This is a genomic window from Variovorax boronicumulans (genome assembly GCF_019352895.1).
Lineage (GTDB): Bacteria > Pseudomonadota > Gammaproteobacteria > Burkholderiales > Burkholderiaceae_C > Variovorax > Variovorax boronicumulans_A.
This window is the reverse complement of the sequence record NZ_JAAAFX010000004.1, coordinates 2,052,613-2,071,871: the sequence shown is the minus strand read 5'-3', so window position 1 is coordinate 2,071,871 and position 19,259 is coordinate 2,052,613. Positions and strand designations below refer to the sequence as shown.

Here is a 19,259-nt window from a genome sequence, read left to right as displayed (position 1 = left end):
CAGGAACGCGATGCGCCCCTGCCCGCCTCACGCCATCAGGCAGCGCAACGGAACCTGGCGACGCCGATGTAGCGTGCACCGTTGGCCAGCGTTGCCGCGTAGCTGGCGGCCACGAGGAAGGCACCGCCTCCGGCGTCGCCGATCTGCACCGCGGCACCGGAGCCGCCGCTCAGGTAGGCGCCCGTGACCGATGCGCTCGAGGTCGACGAGATCGTGGTGCCAAGCGTGGCCGAGCCTGCGCTGCCGGACGCCGCCACGTTCACCGCGCCGCCCACGGTCGCACCGCCTGCGCCGAAGCTCAGGGTGGCCGAACCCGAGGCCGAGCCGGTGTTGGGCGACGTGCCGCTGCCACCGCTCTTGTAGGTGGGCGTGGTGAACGCACCGGCATCGCAACTCAGCGTGCCCATCGTCGGAAACTGGGCCGGCGAATTGAGTGCGATGTAGTGGTAGGCGCGGTTGTCGGTGCCGGAGAGCGTCTCGCTGCCGCTGCTGCGCGTCACGGTGCCAGCCGCCCACCGGCCCATCGCGTAGGAGGCATCGCCGCTGATGTCCTTGGTCACGCTGTTGCCGCTCAGCACGGCGTCGCTGAGCTTGGTCATCGCGCCGCTCGAGGCCTGGACACTGGTGTCGAGCCGGCCGAAAGTCTGCGAACCCACGCCCACCAGCTGGTAGCGCGAACTGGCCCCGGCCGCGAACCTCGCGCTCACAGAGCCGCTGTCGGCGCTGGCCGGAGTGCCCGTGGAACCGCCAGCCGAGCCGGAGGTCGATGCCGCGGGCGCCGTACCGCCGTCACCCCCTCCCCCGCCGCCGCAGGCCTGCAGCAGCGCGATGGAAAGGATCGACGGAATGAGGAGCTTGGAAGTCATGTTTTTTATCCCTGAACGTTTGAATCGGATGGGTGCCGCCTCGAAGGCAGACCGGATGTGTGACAGCGTGGTGGTGGTGCGTGATGGATTCGTCGGCGGCGCTCCTTTCAGAAACTGAAATTGAGGTTGAAGCCGCCGGTGAAGTGCGCGGTGCGGTAGCCCTCGGGCTTGCGCAAGGGCGTGCCGACGAAGAGGTCGTAGCTCAGGCCCTGCAGCGCGTTCGTCGTGCCACGCAAACCGAGCACCGCGCCCGTGAGCCGCTTGCCCAGCAGGAACTGCGACGACCCTCCGCCCACCTCGCCGTGGTCGATGCCGACGTACAGCTCGGCGCCGCTCTGGCCCAGTGCCCAGCCGAGGTCGTTGCGGATCAACCAGCCGCGCTCGGCCATCAGGCTGGTCTCGCCGTCGAAGCCGCGCACCGTGTAGCGCCCGCCGATGGCGAAACGGTCCTGGGGCGTGAGCGGCGTGCGGTTCCATTGCGCGCGCCACAGCGCCGAATAGCGCAGCTTCTGGTCGGCCAGCTGGAACGGCAGGTTCAGGCTCGCGTCGGCCGCGACCAGGCCGAAGCGTGAAGTGCCTTCACCGAAGAATTCCTCAGGCGCGGGGCGGGCACCGAAGGCGCCGGTGCCGCGGCGGTACTGCAGGTTGGCGTCGAGCGTGGCCGCGCCCAGGAACTCGCGGTGGTTGAGCCCCAGCTCCCAGCCGCCGACCACGCGGCGCTGCACCTCGATCTCGGTGTCGTCGATGAAGTTGAACGAGGCCCGGCGGAAGGCGCGCAGCGCCAGCGTGGTCTTGCGGCGCTGGTCGCGGTACAGCAGGCGCGACAGGCGCACTTCGGCATTGCGCGACTCGCCGGCGTAGACATAGTCCTGGTTCAGGCCGGCCACGCTCTGGTGGTAGCTGCTGCGGCTCGCCGTGGCGCCCAGCAGCCAGTCGCCGTACGGGATCGAGTAGTGCAGGGTCTGGCCGCTGGTGCCGCGCGCGCCCGGGTTGAACAGGTCGTGGTTCACGCTGACATAGGCCAGGTCGTTGAGGCCCAGCGGGCCGTCCCAGGCCAGGGTCGCGCCGGCCTGCGTGCGGCCCGTGGCGCGGGTGCCGCTGTCGTCGAGGCTCAAGGTGCCGCGCAGGGGAAAGCTGCGCGCGTACTTCACCACCAGGTCGCTGTCGCCCGGCTGCGCGCCAGCGGCTCGCGAGGGCTCGATCTGGATGTCGGTGTCGGCGGTCGGCAGGCGCTTGAGGTTCTCCAGGCCCTGCTCGATGTCGCGCAGGTTCAGCAGGTCGCCCGGCTGCGCGGGGATGGCGTTGCGCAGCGCGGTGCGATCGCGTGTGCCCTCGGCGAAGCGGATGGCCGCGATGCGCCCCGGCACGAGCGTGAATGCCAGTGTGCCGCCCGCCAGGTCCTGCGGCGGCGCCAGCACGCGGGTGGTGACCCAGCCGCGTTCGACCAGGGCCTGCTGCAGCCGCGCCAGCACGGTGTCGACCCCCTGGGTGCCGAGGCAGCGGCCGATCGGCGCGTCGTCCCCCTGCGCGCCTGCGGCGGCGGGCAGCAGCCACTGGAATTCGCCAGCCCGCTCGCCCCCCAGCACCACGCGGTCGATGCGAAAGCATGGCGTCTCGGCCTCGGGCAGCCGCCCGGGTGCGGGTGGTGCCTCGACGGGCAGGCGGGCATCGACCGCGCGCTCCTGTTGGGCCCGCAGCGCACGCTCGCGCTCCTGCTGGCGCAGTTCCTCGATGAAGGGCTGCGGCGCCGAGGGGTGGGTCTGCGCGGCCGCGGGGACGGCGGCCACCCATGCCGAGACGGCCAAGGCGCAGGCGCTCAGCGGGCCCGAAACGGCGATGAAGCGACGGGAATGACGGAAACAACGGAAATGACAACGCGACATGGACACCCTGAACCGCAGCGCCAATTGGCTGCGGCGGGCGAATTGTCTTTTCTATTGCGCCAATCAATTGTCAATCAATAATCAAATGTCCCAAATTTTCCCCATGCCGTTGGGGAAAATTTGGAATCAATTGTTAATGAATTGGATTTATTCAATACATTGAATTCTTTTCAACTCATTTGAACGCACCGATGACGTCTGGGCGCCCACCCCAACCACCGGCTGCCTGCAGGGCTTCGCTTCAGGGGCCCAATTCGCGCAGCACGGCGAGCTGGTCCGCGTAGCCACTCTCGATGCGCTGGAGCCTCGCCTGACGGGCCGCGTCATTGACCCACTGGGCCGCCATCGCGTTCTGCCGCGCCAACTGGTAGGCCAGCTTGGCGGCGGGCAGCAGCGAGTCGTTGTCGGCGGCGAGGAAGCCCGCCAGGTCGTGCAGTGCGCGCAGATGGCTGCGTTCGGCATCGCCGCGGGGCCCCTTGGCGCGGGCATAGCCGACCAGGAAGTCCTGCACTTGGCGCTGAAAGGCCTCCGGGTAGTCGCGCCGCACCACGATCTGGGCATGGGGAATCAGGTCCGACGCCCAGATCACCTGCAGGCGTGCCGCCTCGACCGGGAATTGCAGCTTGAAACGCTCGAAGTCGGCGGTGTTGTTGGTCGCGGCATCGGCCTCGCCGTTGGCCACGGCCAGCGCGGTGAATTGATGCGTGCCCACGAGTTCGCTGCGAAAGCGGGTTTCCATCGCGATCTGGTTGGGCAGGAAAAGCGCCAGCTGCGGCACGATGAAGCCCGATACCGAGCGGCTTTCTCCCCGTGCCAGCCGCCAGCGTTCGGGCGCGGCCAGCAGGCTGGCCAGCGTATTGAACGGGCCGGCGATGCGCGACAGCAGCAGCGCCCGGTAGCCCGGCAGGCCGTCGTGCCGCGTGACCTGCGCCACCACCCGCATGCGCCGCTGGGTGACGGCATCGAGCGCCATGCGGCCCGAGAGAAAGGCCATGTCGACCTCGTTGCGCTGGATCGCCTGTTCGAGCGCCTCGTACGAGGTCACCGAGAGCACGCTCACCGGCCGCCCCAGCGCACGGCTCAGGTCGGCCAGCACCGGGTCCCAGTCGTTGCGCGACTCGAAGGCGCCGCCCAGCGGCAGGATGCCGAAGCGCACCGGCGGCGCCAGCCCCGCCTGGGCCGCCGCGGCCCCGTGCAGCCCCACGGCCACGCCCAGGCCGATCAGCAGGTGCAGGACGCGACGCATGCCTCTGGCGAGGCCCGCCACAGGCGGCAGCAGAACACTGGCGGCAGACATCGAGTGCATGGAAAACCTCAATGGGCAAGCGCAACCGAAGGACAGGCTGGTCAACAGGGGCAGCCAAGCACACAATTAGAAACCAACCTACTCGTGGTCGGTGACGTATTTCACATTTCTAGGCTGCCTTGCTGCCCCTGAACGTCTCGCGCCCTGACTCGACCGCCCGCGGGCTTCGTGCCCGCGTGTCCGCCGGGCTGGCGCGTCTGTCCCTGGCCCAGCAACTGGTGTTGCTGGCCCTGCTGCCGGCCAGCGTGGCGACGCTCGGCGCCATCACGGTGCTGACACGCCAGCACCTGGACAATGTGACCGAAATGATCCGCGCCAATGCGCAGACGGTCGCGCTGCAGGTGGCCACGGTGGCGCAGGCGCAGTTGCAGCACATGGACCGACGCGGGCTGATCCGCACGGCCCAGTCGGGCACCTACCAGCCGCACGTGCAGCAGGTGCAGATCTGGTCGGAGGACGGCGAGATCCTCGCCAGCGCCCGGGCCGAGCCCCCCGACCGCCGTCGCACCCCGGGGCTGCAGGTGGTCACACCGATCATGGGCAACGACGGTCGCCGCGCCGGCCAGGTGATGGTGGAAATCAGCCTCGCGGCCGTCGAGCACGCGCGCCACTCCACCGCCTTGAATGTGGCATTGGTGCTGCTCGCCAGCCTGGTGGGCGTGGGCCTGGTCGGTTGGTGGGCGGCTCGGCGCATCAGCGCCCCCATCGGCGCGCTGGGCGATGCCGTCGACCGGCTCGGCGCGGGCGAAGACGCCAGCGTGACGGTCGAAGGCACGGCGGAGGTGCGCCGGCTGCAGAGCGGTTTCAACCAGGCCGCCAGTGCGCTGGCCGAGGGCCGCCGCCTGCTCGAGAGCCGCATCGCCGACGCCACCGTCGAGCTGGCGCGCAAGAACCAGCAGCTGGAGGTCGCGAGCCAGGCCAAGACGCGCCTGCTGGCCGCGGCCAGCCACGACCTGCGCCAGCCACTGCACGCGCTGACCCTGTTCTCGGACGGCCTGGCCAATGGCGAGACCGACCCCGCCCGGCTGCAGCGCATTGCCCATATCCGCGAATGCGTCGACTCGCTGGACCGGCTGTTCTCCGAGCTGCTCAACCTCTCGCAGCTGGACGCGGGCGTGCTGCAGCCGCTGTGGAGCGACTTCCTGCTCGACACCCTGTTCGACGAGATCAGCCGCAATTTCCGGCCCGTGGCCGAGGCCCAGGGCCTGCGGCTGGTGGTGCGCAAGACCGGGTTGTGGGTGCGGTGCGACTACGTGATGCTCTCGCGCATCCTCAACAACCTGGTGTCGAATTCGCTGCGCCACACGCCGGAGGGCGGCATCCTGGTCGGCGCGCGGCGGCGCGGTGACCGCGTGCGCATCGACGTCTGGGACACCGGCATCGGCATCGCGCCGCAGCACCAGACCCGTGTGTTCGAGGAATTCTTCCAGGTCGACACTCAGCGCCACAACGACCGCAGCAGCGGGCGCGGCATGGGCCTGGGGCTGGCCACCGTGCAGCGGCTGGCCGCCCTGCTGAGCACTCGCGTCGACCTGCAATCGCGCCTGGGCAGCGGCACTTGCGTTCGCCTGCTGGTGCGCGGCACGGCGCCCGCCGGCGCCCTGCCAGCCTCGCCGCCCGTCGCCCTGGTCGACGGCGAGCCCGAGGCGCGTTTCGACGGCGTGCGGGTGCTGGTCATCGATGACGAGCGCAGCATCCTCGAGGGCCTCAAGGCCGTGCTGTCCGATTGGGGCGCCGAGGTGATGGCCGCCCAGAACCGCGCCGAGGCTCTGGCGTGGGCCGACCGCTGGGCACAACCGCCCGACGTGGTGGTGAGCGACCTGCTGCTCCAGGACGACGACAACGGCCTCGACGTGCTGGCCGCGCTGCAGCGCCACCCGCGCGGCATCGGACCGCGCACCGCGCGGCTGCTGGTGACCGGCGAGACCAAGCCCGAACGACTGCGCGAAGTGGCGCGCTCTGGCGTCGCGGTGCTCTACAAGCCGGTGTCGCCGAAGGTGCTGCGCCAGGTTCTCCGTGCGCAACTGGCAGCGGTGCGTGCCACCCCACCACATGAAGATTCACCCACAGTTGTCACCACAATGGACACATAAGTGAGCACAAGCCGCTCGCAGTGGACATCCGTCACGAAACCCATGCCTGCCTTGGCCAACCAAGGACGCGGACGCGTCAAGGCGTCCGGCACCTGAGGAAGCTCGGCTATTCTCCGCTCGCCCCGCCTCCACCGCGGAGCGCACAGCCCGGGTTCCGACGCCATTCCTCGCGAACGAATGCGTGCGCCGACAGGCCTCGCGGCCCGTCCGGGCCTGGCCACCGGCCGGAAGAATCACTCAGGGAGTCCTCATGAAACACGTCTTCGCGTCACTGTGCGCCCTCGCCGGCCTGCTCGGTGCGGGCGGCGCCCCGGCCACCGGCCTCCAGCCCCTCGGCCCGGGCGCGACGCGCGCGCCCATCGAGTTCATCGACTCGGGCCGCTTCGGCGAGCTGCCCTTTTCCGATGCGGTGCGGGTCGGCAACGTGGTCTACCTCTCAGGCGAGATCGGCTACGACGCGAGCACCGGCAAGCTGGCACCCGGCGGCATCCGGGCCGAGACCTGGCAGCTCATGGACAACATCAAGGCTTCGGTCGAAGCCCGGGGCTACCGGATGCAGGATGTCGTGAAGTGCACTGCCATGCTGGCCGACATGGCCGACTGGCCCGCCTTCAACGAGATCTACCGCAGCTACTTCTCCAAGCCCTACCCGGCCCGCAGCGCCTTCGGCGTCAACGGGCTGGCGCTCGGCGCGCGCGCCGAAGTCGAGTGCATCGCCGCGCGCTGAGGCGCTGAGCGTCGTCGCCGCGCGAGCGGGCCGCACGCGGGCGCTATGCTGCCCGCGCCATGGCTCTTATTTCTTCTTCCCGCCTGATCCGATTCAACAAGCCCTACGGTGTGCTCAGCCAGTTCACGCCCGAGGGGCGCTGGCAAGGCCTCAAGGACTTCATCGACCTGCCCGGCGTCTACGTGGCCGGCCGGCTCGATGCCGACAGCGAAGGCCTGCTGCTGCTGACCGACGACGGCGCGCTGCAGGCCCGCATCGCCGACCCGCGCTTCAAGATGGAGAAGGTCTACTGGGTGCAGGTCGAAGGCGTGCCCGACGAGGTAGCGCTGAGCGCCCTGCGCGACGGCGTGACGCTCAACGACGGCCCGACCCGCCCGGCGCGCGCGCGCCGGCTCGATCCGCCGCCCGCCGTGTGGGAGCGCCAGCCCCCCATCCGCGTGCGCCAGTCCATTCCCACCAGCTGGATCGAACTCGCGATCAAGGAGGGCCGCAACCGCCAGGTGCGGCGCATGACCGCGGCCGTCGGCCATCCCACGCTGCGGCTGATCCGGGCCTCGATCGGGCCGCACACGCTCGACGGCCTGGCGCCGGGCACCTGGGCCGGTTGAAGGGCTCTCGTCCGGTGGTGCCGAAGGCGCTCGCTAGACTTGCCCGATGGCCATTCAGAATCACCCGTCTTCCCCTCACCCCGCCACGCGCCGCAGTGCGTTGATCGGCACGCTGGGCGCGCTGCTGCTGCCCGCGGCGCCGGTCTTCGCCGCCAAGTCGAGGGCCGCTGCGGCCTCTCCGGCCTCGTCCGAGGTCTGGCCGCACGCATCGGCGGTGCCCGGCGGTGTCGCGCGGCTGTCGCTCGGCACCGCGGCCACACGCCCCGTGGCGCGCACCACGGACGATCTGCCGCTGCTCGTGATCGGCGACCCGATCGAATGGACCGCGCTGGTCGGCATCCCGCTCGCAGCCCGCCCCGGCAACGCGCACATCGTTCGACGCACCGAAGGCGCCGGCGACCAGCCCATCGCCTATGCCATCGCCACCAAGCAATACAGCGAGCAGCGCCTGAAGGTCGCACCGGGCAAGGTCGACCTGTCACCCGAAGACCAGGCGCGCTACGAACGCGAGCGCGACCACCAGGCCAAGGTGATGGCCGCCTTCACCGAGGTGCCGGCACACGACCTGCAGATGCGCGTGCCGGTGCCGGGCCGGCGCTCCAGCTCCTTCGGCCTGCGCCGCGTGTTCAACGGCCAGTCGCGCAATCCACACAGCGGCATGGACATCGCCGCAGCCACCGGCACGGCCGTGCGCGCACCGCTGCCGGGCCGCGTGATCGACACCGGCGACTACTTCTTCAACGGCGGCACGGTCTGGCTCGACCACGGCGGTGGCCTGCTCACGATGTACTGCCACCTGAGCGCGATCGACGTCAAGGTCGGCGACGAGCTCAAGACCGGCGACCGCTTCTGTGCCGTGGGCGCCACCGGCCGCGTGACCGGACCGCACCTGCACTGGGGCGTGATGCTCAACCGCACGATGGTCGACCCGGCCCTGTTCGTTCCGGCGGCCTGAGCCGATGGCGCGCCCGCCCGCGGTGCTCACGGCCGCCCAGCACGACGCCTTGCGTCGCGAAGCCGAAGGCACGGCCGGCATCGACCTTGCGGCCTACGCGCAAAGCGGCCGCGATTGGCGCGAGCCGGTGATCGGCCTCGGGCCGGCCGATGCGCCGCTGTGCATCTTCGGCCGCGACCCGGGCCGCAGCGAGGTCGAACACGGCCTGGCCTTCATCGGGCGCGCCGGCCAGCTGGTGCGCAGCGCGCTGCACCGCCGGCGCTTCGGCGAAGACGCCGCGGCGCCGGACTTCGAGCAGGCGGTGGCCGCTGGCGCCGACGTGTTCTGGCTCAACACCGTGCCCTACAAGCCGGTGGGCAACAAGGCCTGGTCGATGGCCGTCAAACGGCGCTTTCAGCCGCTGATGGCCAGCCTGCTGATGGACACCTGGCAGGGCGAGCAGGTGATCGTGCTGGGCCGCGAGGCCTTCTTCTGGTTCGCGATCGGACAGACAGCCGAAGTGGCCGCCGCTCTGGACGCGTTCTGGGCACGCGACGACCGCCACGACGCCACGCTTGGCATCGATTACTGCCATGCCGGCAGGTCACGCACGCTGACGCTGGCGCCGCTGCCCCATCCCTCGCCGGCCAACGCCGTGTGGTTCGCGCGCTTTCCGGCGTTGCTGGCGAATCGGCTGCAGGCCCTGATGCCAAGGCGCTGAGCGCAGCGCTCGGTTCATGCCGCGCGCCGGCGCACGAAGGCCGAAGTGCTCCACGCGATCAACGCCAGCAGCACCAGCTGGAACGGCAGCCGCGCCACCAGCGCCCAGTAGGGCACCGAGGGGTACTGCGCGGCCTGCTGCAGCATCTGCACGTTGGCCGGCGTGACGGCGATCGTGAGCAGGATCAGTCCGATGCCGGCGGCACGCCGCGTGGGACGCCACAGCAGCCCGGCCGCGCCCAGCAGTTCGGCCACGCCGCTCACCCACACCGCGGCACGCGGCCATTCGATCCAGGGCGGGACGATGCGCATCTGCGCCTCGGTGAACGCGAAGTGCGCCACGCCGCCAAGTGCGAACCACAGAAAGACAAAGGCCAGGGCGGCCAGGCGCCGGCGACTCATGTGCGGTTCTCCTTGCAGGGGGTGACAAGCAGTATCGACGCAATGGGCTCCCGGCCTCAGACCTTCACGCCATATGCATTGAAGAAATCGGTTGTTGTCCGAGGCCCGTTGCAGAACGTCGCGCGCGCTCGATGCATGCCTGCGCGGCTTGGCATCCCGGTATTCGGGCTGCCTGCGGTGCAACAGCCCCTCGGGCGATGTTGTGATTCCAACATCGCCCCTGCTTGAAAAGCACCGCTGTGCGGAAGCCGCATTCGAGCGTGCGAGCCCCTCCCCGATACCGTTCCCCATTGGAGGTTCCCGCATTTTCGACACGCCTCGGCGTGTCCTCGCATGCGATGGCATGTGGGTTGCTGAAAGCGATCGTCTTCAACGGTCTCCTCACTTCCACATTCCATGCACGCCATCGATTCCTCGGCCCGCGCATCGCGTCATCGCCAGCCTTCGGACAGGTCTTCGCTGTTCCGCCTTTCGCCCGTCGCGGCGCTTCTCGCCTCGGCCTTCCTGGTCACCGCACCGGCGCATGCGCAGCAGGACAGGGACAAGCTCATCTCCGACCTGCAGGCCGAGATCTCCCGCTTGCGCGAAGTGCTTTCTCAGCAACAACAGCAGCCACCGGCCGCCGTGGCGACACCGGCCACCGACACGGCCGCCACCGCCAGCGCGGCCGCGGACGAACCGGTGGCGCTCGACGCCGTCGTCGTGCGTTCGCGCAACCGCATCGAACGCCTGCAGGACGTGCCGCTGTCGGTCTCGGTGGTCGGCGGTCGCGAACTCGACCGCCTGCAGGCCAACGACATCGACTCGATCACCAAGCGCCTGGGCAACATCTTCTGGAACCAGGGCAACCAGCGCACCAGCAGCCTCGCGATCCGTGGTATCGGCAAGCAGTCGCAGACCGAGGCGCAGGACCCAAGCGTCGGCGTGCTCGTCGACGGCGTGAGCCTGGGCTACAACGCGCTGACCTCGAGCTACTACTTCACCGACATCGATTCGGTGGAGGTGGCGCGCGGCCCGCAAGGCACGCTGCTGGGCAAGAACTCGAGCATCGGCGCCGTCAGCTTCACCACGCGCCGGCCCTCGTTCACGCCCAGCGCCGACTACTCGCTGCTCTATGGCCAGCGTGGCCGCTTGACCGGCACCTTCGCCGGCGGCGGCCCGATCGTCGATGACCTGCTGGCCTGGCGCGGCACCTTCGTGGTCGACAAGGGCCGCGGCGACCTGCTCAACCGCAGCGAGTTCAACCGCGACCAGAGCTGGTCGGAGACCGACCGCGTGGCCGGCCGCGCCCAGTTCCTGCTCACGCCCTCGGCCGACTTCAATGCCCGCCTGTCGATCGAGCTGCAGCCCCGCTCGGCCGAGACCACCAACGGCCGCACCATCCGCACGCCCACGCCCACCAGCTACGCAGACGGCAGCGTGAACCCGCTGACCACCGACGCCGCCACCCGCCTGGGCCGGCGCTGGTTCAACCAGGACCCGAACGGCTTCAGCTATGCCCGCGACTACCTGTACGGCGGCAGCGACGGCAAGAGCATCTACACCGACGCGACCAAGGGCCTGGTCACCGGCAGCCGCGGTGTGGCGGCCGAGCTCAACTGGAACCTCGGCGACCACACGCTGACCTCCATCACCGCCTGGCGCGACTACCACTTCAACGCGCAGAACGACGAGGGCACGCCCTTCGACGTCTACCGCAATGCCGGCGGCTTCTGGAACGACTACAAGCAGGCCAGCCAGGAATTGCGCATCAGCTCGAAGACCGGCGGCTTCATTGACTACCAGGCCGGACTGCACTTCATGGACGTGCGCAACAGCGTCGAGTACCGGCAGGACTTCGGCAACGATGCCGGCGCCTGGTTGGCCAGCAGTGCGCAATACAACCGTCTCGACGCGACCGGTGCCGGCCGCTATCTGCTGCAGAACTCGCTCGACGGCCTGTCGCTGGCCTGGAACCGCCCCGGCCTGCAGCAGATCCACAACAAGAGCGCCGCGCTGTTCGGCCAGGTCAACTGGAACTTCACCGAGGCGCTCAAGCTCACGACCGGCTTGCGCATCACCCGCGAAGACCGCACCAACATCGGCTCGAGCTACATCAAGGCCAACGGCAACGGCTTCGAGCTGAACCCGGTGGCGGTGCGCGACGTGCAGCTCGGCGGCTTCGATTCGAACGCGGCCGGCCTGCTCGGCGGCGGCAACTCGGCGGCGCAATTGCAGCTGGCCGACCGGCTGGCCAACAAGTACTTCGGCACGGCCGCGGGCGCGGCGCCGGGCGCGGCCTACAACTCGCTGACCGCGGCGCAGAAACAGCAGGTGGCCGACGCCAAGGCGATCCGCCTCACGAACCTCGGGCCGCTGTTCAACCCGATCGAGGCCGAGCCCTTCAAGGCCACGCAGCCCGCGTTCGTCATCAGCCCGACCTACAAGGTCAACGAGAACCTCACGACCTACGTCTCGTGGCAGTACGGCGAGAAGGCCGGCATCGCGCAACTCACCAACGGCGTCTCGGCGCTGGTCAAGGGCGAGAAGACCAACTCCTTCGAGCTGGGCTTCAAGTCGCTGCTGCTCGACAAGACGCTGGTCTTCAACGCCAACACCTACCTGACCAACATCAAGGACTTCCAGCAGTCGATCCGCGCGCTGGACGTCTACACGACCCAGCTCAACAACAACGGCCAGAACTACTACGTCACCGCCACCGGCAACGTGCCCAAGGTGCAGGCCAAGGGCATCGAGATCGACGGCGCCTACAGCGGCCTGCGCAACACCACCATCCGCTTCGCGGGCGCTTACAACGACGCACGCTACAAGGACTTCAAGAACGCGGCCCAGCCGCTGGAGAACGGCTACGCGGGCGCCTCGCCCTACACCGACCTTTCGGGCCGCACGCTGCCCGGCGCCTCGAAATACACCTTCAACATCGGCGTCGACTACCGCAAGCCGGTGTTCGGTGACAAGCTGTTCCTCGCCAGCTTCAACACGGCCTACAACACCAAGTACAACTCGGACGACTCGCTGTCGAGCTACGGCGAGATTCCGGGCAAGAGCATTACCGACGTCTCGATCGGCCTGGGCCGTCTGGACGGCCGCTTCACCGCCAGCTTCCTGGTGAAGAACGTGTTCGACAACAAGACACCGCTCTCGCAGACGTGGAACAGCTACACGCCCGCGATTCCCCGCTGGGCCGGCATCGTGCTGACCGGCAAGCTCTAAGGAGACAGACCCATGAGTCAACGCAAGCTGCGCCTCGGCGCTTTCATCATGGCCACCGGCCACCACGTGGCCGCCTGGCGCCATCCGGGCTCGCAGATCGATGCGGGCGTCAACATCGACCATTACATCCGCCTGGCGCAGACCGCCGAGCGCGGGCTGTTCGACCAGGTCTTCGTGGCCGACAGCCCGGGCCTGGGCTACCTGAGCGACGACGCGTCCTTCGGTCGCCAGGGACGCGTCTCGTACTTCGAGCCGGTCACGCTGTGGGCCGCGCTGTCGGCCGTGACGAAGCACATCGGCTTCGTCGCCACCGCCTCGACCACCTATGAGGACCCGTTCCTTCTGGCACGCAAGTTCGCCTCGCTCGACCACCTCAGCAAGGGCCGCGCGGCCTGGAACGTCGTGACCACTGGCGCGGAGAACGTCTACGGCAATTTCGGGCTCGACAAGCACCCCGACCCCGCGCTGCGCTACGAACGTGCGCACGAGTTCCTCGATGTGGTAAAGGGCCTGTGGGACAGCTTCGACGACGACGCGTTCTCGCGCGACGCCCAATCGGGCGTGTACTTCGACCCCTCGAAGCTGCACACGCTCAACCACGTGGGCAAGCACTTCAAGGTCTCGGGGCCGCTCAACCTCGAGCGCCCGCCACAGGGCCATCCGGTGATCGTGCAGGCCGGCTCCTCCGAGCCGGGGCGCGAACTGGCCGCGGCCACGGCCGAAGCGATCTTCACCGCCTGGACCAGCCTCGAAGAGGCCCAGGCCTTCTACCGCGACGTGAAGGGCCGGCTCGCGAAGTACGGGCGCCGGCCCGAGCAGCTGCTGATCCTGCCGGGCATCTCGCCGGTCATCGGCCGCACGCAGGAAGAGGCCGAGGCCAAGTGGGCCGAGCTGCAGAAGCTGATCCATCCCTCGATCGGGCTGCACACCATCTCACGCTTCTGGCCCGGCGAGGACATCTCGGCCTGGGACCTCGATGCGCCGCCGCCCTACTACCCCGAGCCGCCCAAGGGCCGCAACAGCCGTCACCAGGTGGTGATCGAACTGGCGCGGCGCGAGCAGTTCACGCTGCGCCAGCTCTACGAATACCTGGCCGGCGCGCGCGGCCATTGGGTGGTGGTGGGCACGCCGCAGAAGATCGCCGACGAGATCCAGTCGTGGTTCGAGAACGGTGCGGCCGACGGCTTCAACATCATGCCGCCGGTGCTGCCCGAGTCGCTCGACGATTTCGTCGACCTGGTGATCCCCGAATTGCAGAAGCGCGGCATCTTCCGCACCGAGTACGAAGGCCGCACGCTGCGCGAGAACCTTGGACTCGAGCGGCCAGCCAGCCGCTATGCCGAGCCCCTGGCCAAGGCGGCCTGAGCGCATGACCGAATTCAGCTGGTGCCTGTTCCCCGAAGGCGATGCCCGGCGCCGCGAGGCGAAGGATGCGACGGCCACGCCCGCGCACTGGATCGACGTGGCCCGCGCGGCCGAGTACGCGGGCTTCCACGCACTGCAGGTGCCCAGCGGCCCGCAGCGCCCCGACGCCTGGCTGCTGGCCGCGACGCTGTCGCGCGCCACCCGACAGTTGCGCATGGTGGTCGCATTCCGGCCCGGCTTCATGCTGCCCGCGGTGGCCGCGCAAAGCGCGCAGACGCTCTACGACCTGACCCACCAGCGCCTGGCGCTGGGCCTGCTGGTGGGCGGCGACTCGGCCGAGCACCGCGCCTACGGGGACGCGGTGAACCATGACGACCGCTTCGAGCGCGCCGCCGAATTCATCCGCGTGGTCAAGCAGTCATGGAAGGGCCGTGGCAGCGCCCTGGGCTTCAACCACCGCGGGCCGCACTACCGGGTCGAGAACGCCGGGCTGATCCGTGCGCTGCGCCATCCGCCGCCGCTGCACATCGGCGGCAGCGGCCCGTCGACCGAACGCATCGCCGCCGAGCATGCCGATGCCTACGTGCTCTGGGGCGAACCGCCCGCGGCACTGGCCGAGCGCATCCGGCGGGTGCGTGCGCTGGCGGCCGCGCAAGGCCGCACGCTGCGCGTGGCCTGCCGGCTGCATCTCATTGCACGCGAGACCGACATCGAGGCTTGGCAAGCGGCAGACGCCGCGCTGCAATCGGCCTGGCCCACCACCGGCACGCCGCCCGCCGCACGCAGTTTCTTCGACACCGCGTCCGGCCTCTGGCGTGGCGTGGGGCCGCTGCGCGGCCGTGTCACGCGCGGCCAGCCGCGCTGGGAAGACGGCGCCGGCCTGGTCGGCGACTACCGCACGGTAGCCGACCTTTTGCAGGAACTGCAGGCCGTCGGTGTCGACGACTTCGTGCTTTCCGGCGAACAGGGACTGGAAGACGCGCTGCGCCTGGGCGAAGAGGTGTTGCCGCTGGTGCGACCGGTGCCGACCCCGGTCGCGACGCCGGTCGCCACACCCCGTGCCCCCCTCACCACGAACGCCGTATGAGCACCCAATTCCACTGGTTCGTCCCAAGCGGCGGCGACGGCCGCCATCTGGTCAACACCGCCGTGCGCAGCGTGCGCGGCGGCAGCCGCGGCTCGCGCGCCCCCGAGGTCGACTACCTCGTGCAGGTGGCGCGGGTCGCCGAGGGTGCAGGCTTCGACGGCGTGATGCTGCCCGTCGGCTCCTACGCGCAAGACGGCTGGCTGCTGGCCGCGGCCATGGCCGCCGAGACGCGGCATCTGCGCTTCCTGGTGTCGCTGCGGCCCGGACTCGAACTGCCGACCTCCTTGGCGCAGAAGGCCGCGACCCTGCAGCAACTCAGCGCCGGCAGGCTGCAGCTCAACGTGGTGGCCGGCAGCGCCGCGCAGGAGCAGCGTGCCTATGGCGACTTCCTCGACCACGACCAGCGCTACGAGCGCGCCGAGGAGTTCGTGCACCTGATGCGCGCCGTCTGGCGCGGCGAACCGCTGCAGCATGCGGGCCGCTACTACATGGCCGACGTGGGCCGGCTCGGCGCCGCGGCTACGGCCCAGGTTCCCTCGATTTATTTCGGCGGCGCCTCGGAGATCGCCGAGCGCGTGTCGGTGGCGCAGGCCGACGTGCATGCGCTGTGGGGCGAGACGCCACCAATGGTCGCGGAGCGGCTCGAGCGCCTGCGCCGTCTGACCGCTGCACAGGGCCGGCCGCCGCTGGGTTTTGCGCTGCGCATCCACGTGATCGCGCGGCCCACTGCCGAGGCCGCCTGGGCCGAGGCCGACCGGCTGCTGCGACCGCTGTCGCAGGAAACGATCGACCTGGCACAGCGTCAGCTCGCACGCTCCGAATCGGTGGGCCAGGCCCGCATGCGCGCCCTGCACCAGGGCCGGCGCGTGGACGACGCGCGTTCGCTCGAGGTCTATCCCAACATCTGGGCCGGCGTGGGCCTGGTGCGCGGCGGCGCGGGCACGGCCATCGTCGGCTCCTACACGCAGGTCGCCGAACGCTTGGCCGAATACCGGGCGCTGGGCGTCACAGCCTTTCTGCTGTCGGGCTATCCGAACCTGGAGGAAGCGCGGGTGGTGGGTGCGCACGTGCTGCCCCTGCTGCGCCCGCGTGTCGCTGCCGCAGCATGAGCGGACGCGGGGCCGGTCTGCTCGTCGCCGGACACAGGATGACCAGGCCCTAAGTTGCTGAGCGAGAAACACTATGCCGAAGCCTTCGTTCACGCGCGCGCACGTCGCTCGCAGAATGAACGCTGTTCAATCGACAGAGTGCGCCACGCACGGCCCGCCGTGCGGGCGCCAGCGTCCTGCCGTCCGACGAGAAAGCCCCATGGACCTGAACGAATCCACCTACCGACTCCACGAGCCGGAACCGCCGCACGCACGCAGCGCCAGCGCGGGCAAGACGCTGATCCTGCGCGACCCGCGCTCGGCCTCGCTGCTGCCGCAGCTCGAGCGCGTGGCACGCAGCGAAGCCACGGTGGTGATCGTGGGCGAGACCGGCACCGGCAAGGAACTGGCGGCGCGGCACATCCACGCGGCCAGCAGACGCCGCGGCCCCTTCGTCGCGGTGAACTGCGGCGCCTTCAGCGACACGCTGATCGATGCCGAACTGTTCGGCCACGAGGCCGGCGCCTTCACCGGCGCGCCAGGTGCGCGCCCGGGCTGGTTCGAGGCGGCCAACGGCGGCACGCTGTTCCTCGACGAGATCGGCGAGCTGCCGCTGACGATGCAGGTCAAGCTGCTGCGCGTGCTGCAGGAACGGCAGGTGGTGCGCATCGGCTCGCGCCGGCCGATCGCGATCGACGTGCGGCTGGTCGCGGCGACCCACGTCGACCTGGAGCGCGCCGTCGAGGCGCAGCGCTTTCGTGCCGACCTGTACTACCGGCTCAACGTGGCGCCACTGCATCTGCCGCCCCTGCGCGAACGAACCGGCGACATCCTGCCCCTGGCCAACCACTTCATCGCGCGCTGCGCAGAGCGCACGGGACGGGACCAGGTCCGCCTGGCGCCCGACGCCGAGGCCATGCTGCTGGCCCACGCATGGCCGGGCAATGTGCGCGAGCTCGAGAACGCCGTCGAGTTCGCCTGGATCCTCTCGCGCGGACGGCCCATCGCCGCACGCGATCTGCAGCTCATGCCGGTGCTCGTGCCGGAAGAGCCGCTTAAAGCGCAGCCCCCGGCCGGCATGGCTGCCGAGCCGCAGGACGAGTCGGGGGCCGAAGAGCGCGAGAACGGCGAAGAGCCGATGGTGGTGCTTTCCGGCCCCATCGCCTCGACCCCACCCGAACTGACGGCACCGCTCTACCAGGAGCTCGCGGGCTTCTTCGACCGACTCATAGACCGCGGCGACGCGGCCCTCTTCCAGTCGGTCGAAGAGGTGCTGGTGCGTGCCGCCTACGCGCGGTGCCGGGAGAACCAGGTGCAGACGGCGCGCGCGCTCGACATCACGCGCAACATGCTGCGCACGCTGCTCAAGCGCTACGGCCTGCTGGGCAGCGCCGAGGCCGTTGACGACGAGGACGCGCCCGCGGCGCCGGTCAGCCGGACGCCGCTGCGCTTTCCCGCGGTCCGCCGCGACGGCACGGCACACGGGAATCGCCGGTCCTTCGCGCCGCCGTCCTGCTGCAACGACGCCCCCTGAAACGGGCGCCTGTCGCAGCGCAGCCCTTCGGCACCGCGCACACGCGTGGCGCCGGCCATTGCATTGCACCGCCAGCACCAGGAGCATCGCGATGCGCAGCAGGCAGGCGCCATCGGTGCTGCATTCAAGGCAGCCGCCACAGCCGTCCAGTCATGTCCGCTCCTGCTGCTGCATTCGAGGCACCTTGGCACGGACGCTGCTTTTGCTGCACACCAGGCACAACGCGCCGGCCTTCTTCCTTCATCGCTTCCACGCATCCAGTCCAGGTCTGACTTCATCCATGAGCGAACCCCGATCCCCCGTCCCGCGCAAGCTGCTGACCTTCCCCAACCCGGAGGGCCATGCGCTCTCGATCCGCGCCAAGGCCCTGGTCTTCCATGACCCGCAATCCGAACGCCTGCTCGAGCATGTCGAACAGATCGCGGCCAGCGACGCCACGGTGCTGCTGATCGGCGAGACCGGCACCGGCAAGGAGCTGGTGGCGCGCCACATCCACACCACCAGTGACCGCGGCGGGCCCTTCGTCGCGGTCAACTGCGGCGCTTTCGCCGAGTCGCTGGTCGATGCCGAATTGTTCGGCCACGAAAGTGGCGCCTTCACCGGTGCGAGCCATGCGCGCGCGGGCTGGTTCGAGGCGGCCCACGGCGGCACGCTGTTCCTCGACGAGATCGGCGACATGCCGCTGGCGCTGCAGGTCAAGCTGCTGCGCGTGCTGCAGGAGCGGCAGGTGGTGCGGCTGGGCGCGCGGCAGCCGATCCCGGTCGACGTGCGGCTGGTGGCCGCGACCAACGTGGACCTGGCCAAAGCCGTGCAGGCCGGCCGCTTCCGCGCCGACCTGTTCTACCGGCTGCACGTGGCCACGGTCCACCTGCCGCCGCTGCGCGAGCGCCCGGGCGACATCCTGCCGCTGGCCCTGCACTTCCTGCGCAGCTACGGCAGCAAGCTCGGCGTGCCCTCGCCCGAACTGAGCCCGGTGGCCGAGCAGGTGCTGCTGGCCTACGAGTGGCCCGGCAACATCCGCGAACTCGAGAACATCGTGCACTACGCGGTGATCGTGAGCCAGAACGGCAGGATCGAGCGCGAGGACCTGCGCCTGCCCTACGCGCCACAGGACCTGCCCGCGCCGCGGCCCGAGGACTGGATGGAACAATTGCGCGAGGCCGTCAAGAACCTGATGCAGGAGCAGCGTCCCGACCTCTACGAATCGATGGAGGAGCTGATCGTCGCCACGGCCTTCGCGCACTGCGGCGAGAACCAGGTGCGCACGGCGCGCGAGCTCGGCATCTCGCGCAACGTGCTGCGCGCGCAACTCAAGCGCTTCGGGCTGCTGGGGCAACCTTTCGTGGTGCCAGTGGACTGAAGACCGTCCGCCGGGGCCGACAGGCCCTGGGCGTTCCCGCCCCGCTCGGCTGCATCGCGCGCAACAGCGCTCG

The 19,259-nt window shown here is 69.7% G+C and carries 15 protein-coding genes; 11 read left to right on the top strand and 4 right to left on the bottom strand.

Annotated features, from left to right (window positions below; all coding sequences use genetic code 11):
- Nucleotides 1-35: 35 nt before the first annotated feature.
- From K0H49_RS11200 to phnD, 3 genes are all read right to left on the bottom strand, one after another.
- Entirely contained in the window at nt 36-866 is an 831-nt protein-coding gene (locus K0H49_RS11200) for a hypothetical protein (RefSeq protein ID WP_219212064.1), read from the bottom strand.
- A 107-nt stretch (nt 867-973) separates the two neighbouring features.
- The gene (locus K0H49_RS11195) at nt 974-2,749 is read right to left on the bottom strand and encodes a ShlB/FhaC/HecB family hemolysin secretion/activation protein (RefSeq protein WP_219212063.1); all 1,776 of its coding nucleotides are present in this window, start codon (nt 2,747-2,749) and stop codon (nt 974-976) included.
- Nucleotides 2,750-2,990: 241 nt separating this feature from the next.
- Nucleotides 2,991-3,995, bottom strand: coding sequence for a phosphate/phosphite/phosphonate ABC transporter substrate-binding protein (gene phnD, locus K0H49_RS11190; RefSeq protein WP_219212061.1), 1,005 nt, complete (start codon nt 3,993-3,995; stop codon nt 2,991-2,993).
- A gap of 179 nt (nt 3,996-4,174) precedes the next feature.
- Between phnD and K0H49_RS11185 the strand changes: the two genes are divergently transcribed.
- The 5 genes from K0H49_RS11185 (at nt 4,175) to K0H49_RS11165 (ending at nt 9,138) form a co-directional block, all read left to right on the top strand.
- Nucleotides 4,175-6,148: an ATP-binding response regulator gene (locus K0H49_RS11185; protein WP_257624662.1), complete on the top strand. Its 1,974-nt coding sequence runs from the start codon at nt 4,175-4,177 to the stop codon at nt 6,146-6,148.
- Between the two features lie 250 nt (nt 6,149-6,398).
- Nucleotides 6,399-6,875, top strand: coding sequence for a Rid family detoxifying hydrolase (locus K0H49_RS11180; protein ID WP_219212060.1), 477 nt, complete (start codon nt 6,399-6,401; stop codon nt 6,873-6,875).
- Between the two features lie 59 nt (nt 6,876-6,934).
- Nucleotides 6,935-7,483: a pseudouridine synthase gene (locus tag K0H49_RS11175; protein ID WP_219212059.1), complete on the top strand. Its 549-nt coding sequence runs from the start codon at nt 6,935-6,937 to the stop codon at nt 7,481-7,483.
- A gap of 46 nt (nt 7,484-7,529) precedes the next feature.
- Complete coding sequence (locus K0H49_RS11170) at nt 7,530-8,438, top strand: peptidoglycan DD-metalloendopeptidase family protein (protein ID WP_219212058.1); 909 nt, start codon at nt 7,530-7,532, stop codon at nt 8,436-8,438.
- 4 nt (nt 8,439-8,442) lie between these two features.
- Nucleotides 8,443-9,138, top strand: coding sequence for a uracil-DNA glycosylase family protein (locus tag K0H49_RS11165; protein WP_219212057.1), 696 nt, complete (start codon nt 8,443-8,445; stop codon nt 9,136-9,138).
- Between the two features lie 14 nt (nt 9,139-9,152).
- On the opposite strand, the gene K0H49_RS11160 is transcribed toward K0H49_RS11165, so the two are convergent.
- Entirely contained in the window at nt 9,153-9,539 is a 387-nt protein-coding gene (locus K0H49_RS11160) for a DoxX family protein (protein WP_219212055.1), read from the bottom strand.
- A gap of 396 nt (nt 9,540-9,935) precedes the next feature.
- Here K0H49_RS11160 and K0H49_RS11155 point away from each other — a divergent pair, with 396 nt between their 5' ends.
- The 6 genes from K0H49_RS11155 to K0H49_RS11130 all read left to right on the top strand — a co-directional run bounded on the left by K0H49_RS11155 (nt 9,936) and on the right by K0H49_RS11130 (nt 19,186).
- The gene (locus K0H49_RS11155; protein WP_219212053.1) at nt 9,936-12,752 is read left to right on the top strand and encodes a TonB-dependent receptor; all 2,817 of its coding nucleotides are present in this window, start codon (nt 9,936-9,938) and stop codon (nt 12,750-12,752) included.
- Nucleotides 12,753-12,764: 12 nt separating this feature from the next.
- Complete coding sequence (locus K0H49_RS11150) at nt 12,765-14,117, top strand: LLM class flavin-dependent oxidoreductase (protein ID WP_219212051.1); 1,353 nt, start codon at nt 12,765-12,767, stop codon at nt 14,115-14,117.
- Between the two features lie 4 nt (nt 14,118-14,121).
- On the top strand, nt 14,122-15,204 hold the full coding sequence (locus K0H49_RS11145; RefSeq protein WP_219212049.1) for an LLM class flavin-dependent oxidoreductase: 1,083 nt from the start codon (nt 14,122-14,124) through the stop codon (nt 15,202-15,204).
- Entirely contained in the window at nt 15,201-16,313 is a 1,113-nt protein-coding gene (locus tag K0H49_RS11140) for an LLM class flavin-dependent oxidoreductase (protein WP_219212046.1), read from the top strand. Before K0H49_RS11145 ends, K0H49_RS11140 begins: the two co-directional genes overlap by 4 nt.
- 199 nt (nt 16,314-16,512) lie before the next feature.
- Entirely contained in the window at nt 16,513-17,826 is a 1,314-nt protein-coding gene (locus K0H49_RS11135) for a sigma-54 interaction domain-containing protein (protein ID WP_219212044.1), read from the top strand.
- 280 nt (nt 17,827-18,106) lie between these two features.
- Nucleotides 18,107-19,186 (top strand): sigma-54 interaction domain-containing protein, encoded by a 1,080-nt coding sequence (locus tag K0H49_RS11130; RefSeq protein WP_219212043.1) that lies wholly within the window; start codon nt 18,107-18,109, stop codon nt 19,184-19,186.
- Nucleotides 19,187-19,259: the final 73 nt, after the last annotated feature.

What these genes read in the sequence shown, in the direction of transcription:
- K0H49_RS11175 (WP_219212059.1), top strand. Translation starts at nt 6,935, where the DNA reads ATGGCTCTTATTTCTTCTTCCCGCCTGATCCGATTCAACAAGCCCTAC.
- K0H49_RS11130 (WP_219212043.1), top strand. Translation starts at nt 18,107, where the DNA reads ATGAGCGAACCCCGATCCCCCGTCCCGCGCAAGCTGCTGACCTTCCCC.
- K0H49_RS11160 (WP_219212055.1), bottom strand. Translation starts at nt 9,539, where the DNA reads ATGAGTCGCCGGCGCCTGGCCGCCCTGGCCTTTGTCTTTCTGTGGTTC.
- K0H49_RS11150 (WP_219212051.1), top strand. Translation starts at nt 12,765, where the DNA reads ATGAGTCAACGCAAGCTGCGCCTCGGCGCTTTCATCATGGCCACCGGC.
- K0H49_RS11180 (WP_219212060.1), top strand. Translation starts at nt 6,399, where the DNA reads ATGAAACACGTCTTCGCGTCACTGTGCGCCCTCGCCGGCCTGCTCGGT.
- K0H49_RS11155 (WP_219212053.1), top strand. Translation starts at nt 9,936, where the DNA reads ATGCACGCCATCGATTCCTCGGCCCGCGCATCGCGTCATCGCCAGCCT.
- K0H49_RS11195 (WP_219212063.1), bottom strand. Translation starts at nt 2,749, where the DNA reads ATGTCGCGTTGTCATTTCCGTTGTTTCCGTCATTCCCGTCGCTTCATC.
- K0H49_RS11140 (WP_219212046.1), top strand. Translation starts at nt 15,201, where the DNA reads ATGAGCACCCAATTCCACTGGTTCGTCCCAAGCGGCGGCGACGGCCGC.
- phnD (WP_219212061.1), bottom strand. Translation starts at nt 3,995, where the DNA reads ATGCGTCGCGTCCTGCACCTGCTGATCGGCCTGGGCGTGGCCGTGGGG.
- K0H49_RS11135 (WP_219212044.1), top strand. Translation starts at nt 16,513, where the DNA reads ATGGACCTGAACGAATCCACCTACCGACTCCACGAGCCGGAACCGCCG.
- K0H49_RS11200 (WP_219212064.1), bottom strand. Translation starts at nt 866, where the DNA reads ATGACTTCCAAGCTCCTCATTCCGTCGATCCTTTCCATCGCGCTGCTG.
- K0H49_RS11170 (WP_219212058.1), top strand. Translation starts at nt 7,530, where the DNA reads ATGGCCATTCAGAATCACCCGTCTTCCCCTCACCCCGCCACGCGCCGC.
- K0H49_RS11145 (WP_219212049.1), top strand. Translation starts at nt 14,122, where the DNA reads ATGACCGAATTCAGCTGGTGCCTGTTCCCCGAAGGCGATGCCCGGCGC.
- K0H49_RS11165 (WP_219212057.1), top strand. Translation starts at nt 8,443, where the DNA reads ATGGCGCGCCCGCCCGCGGTGCTCACGGCCGCCCAGCACGACGCCTTG.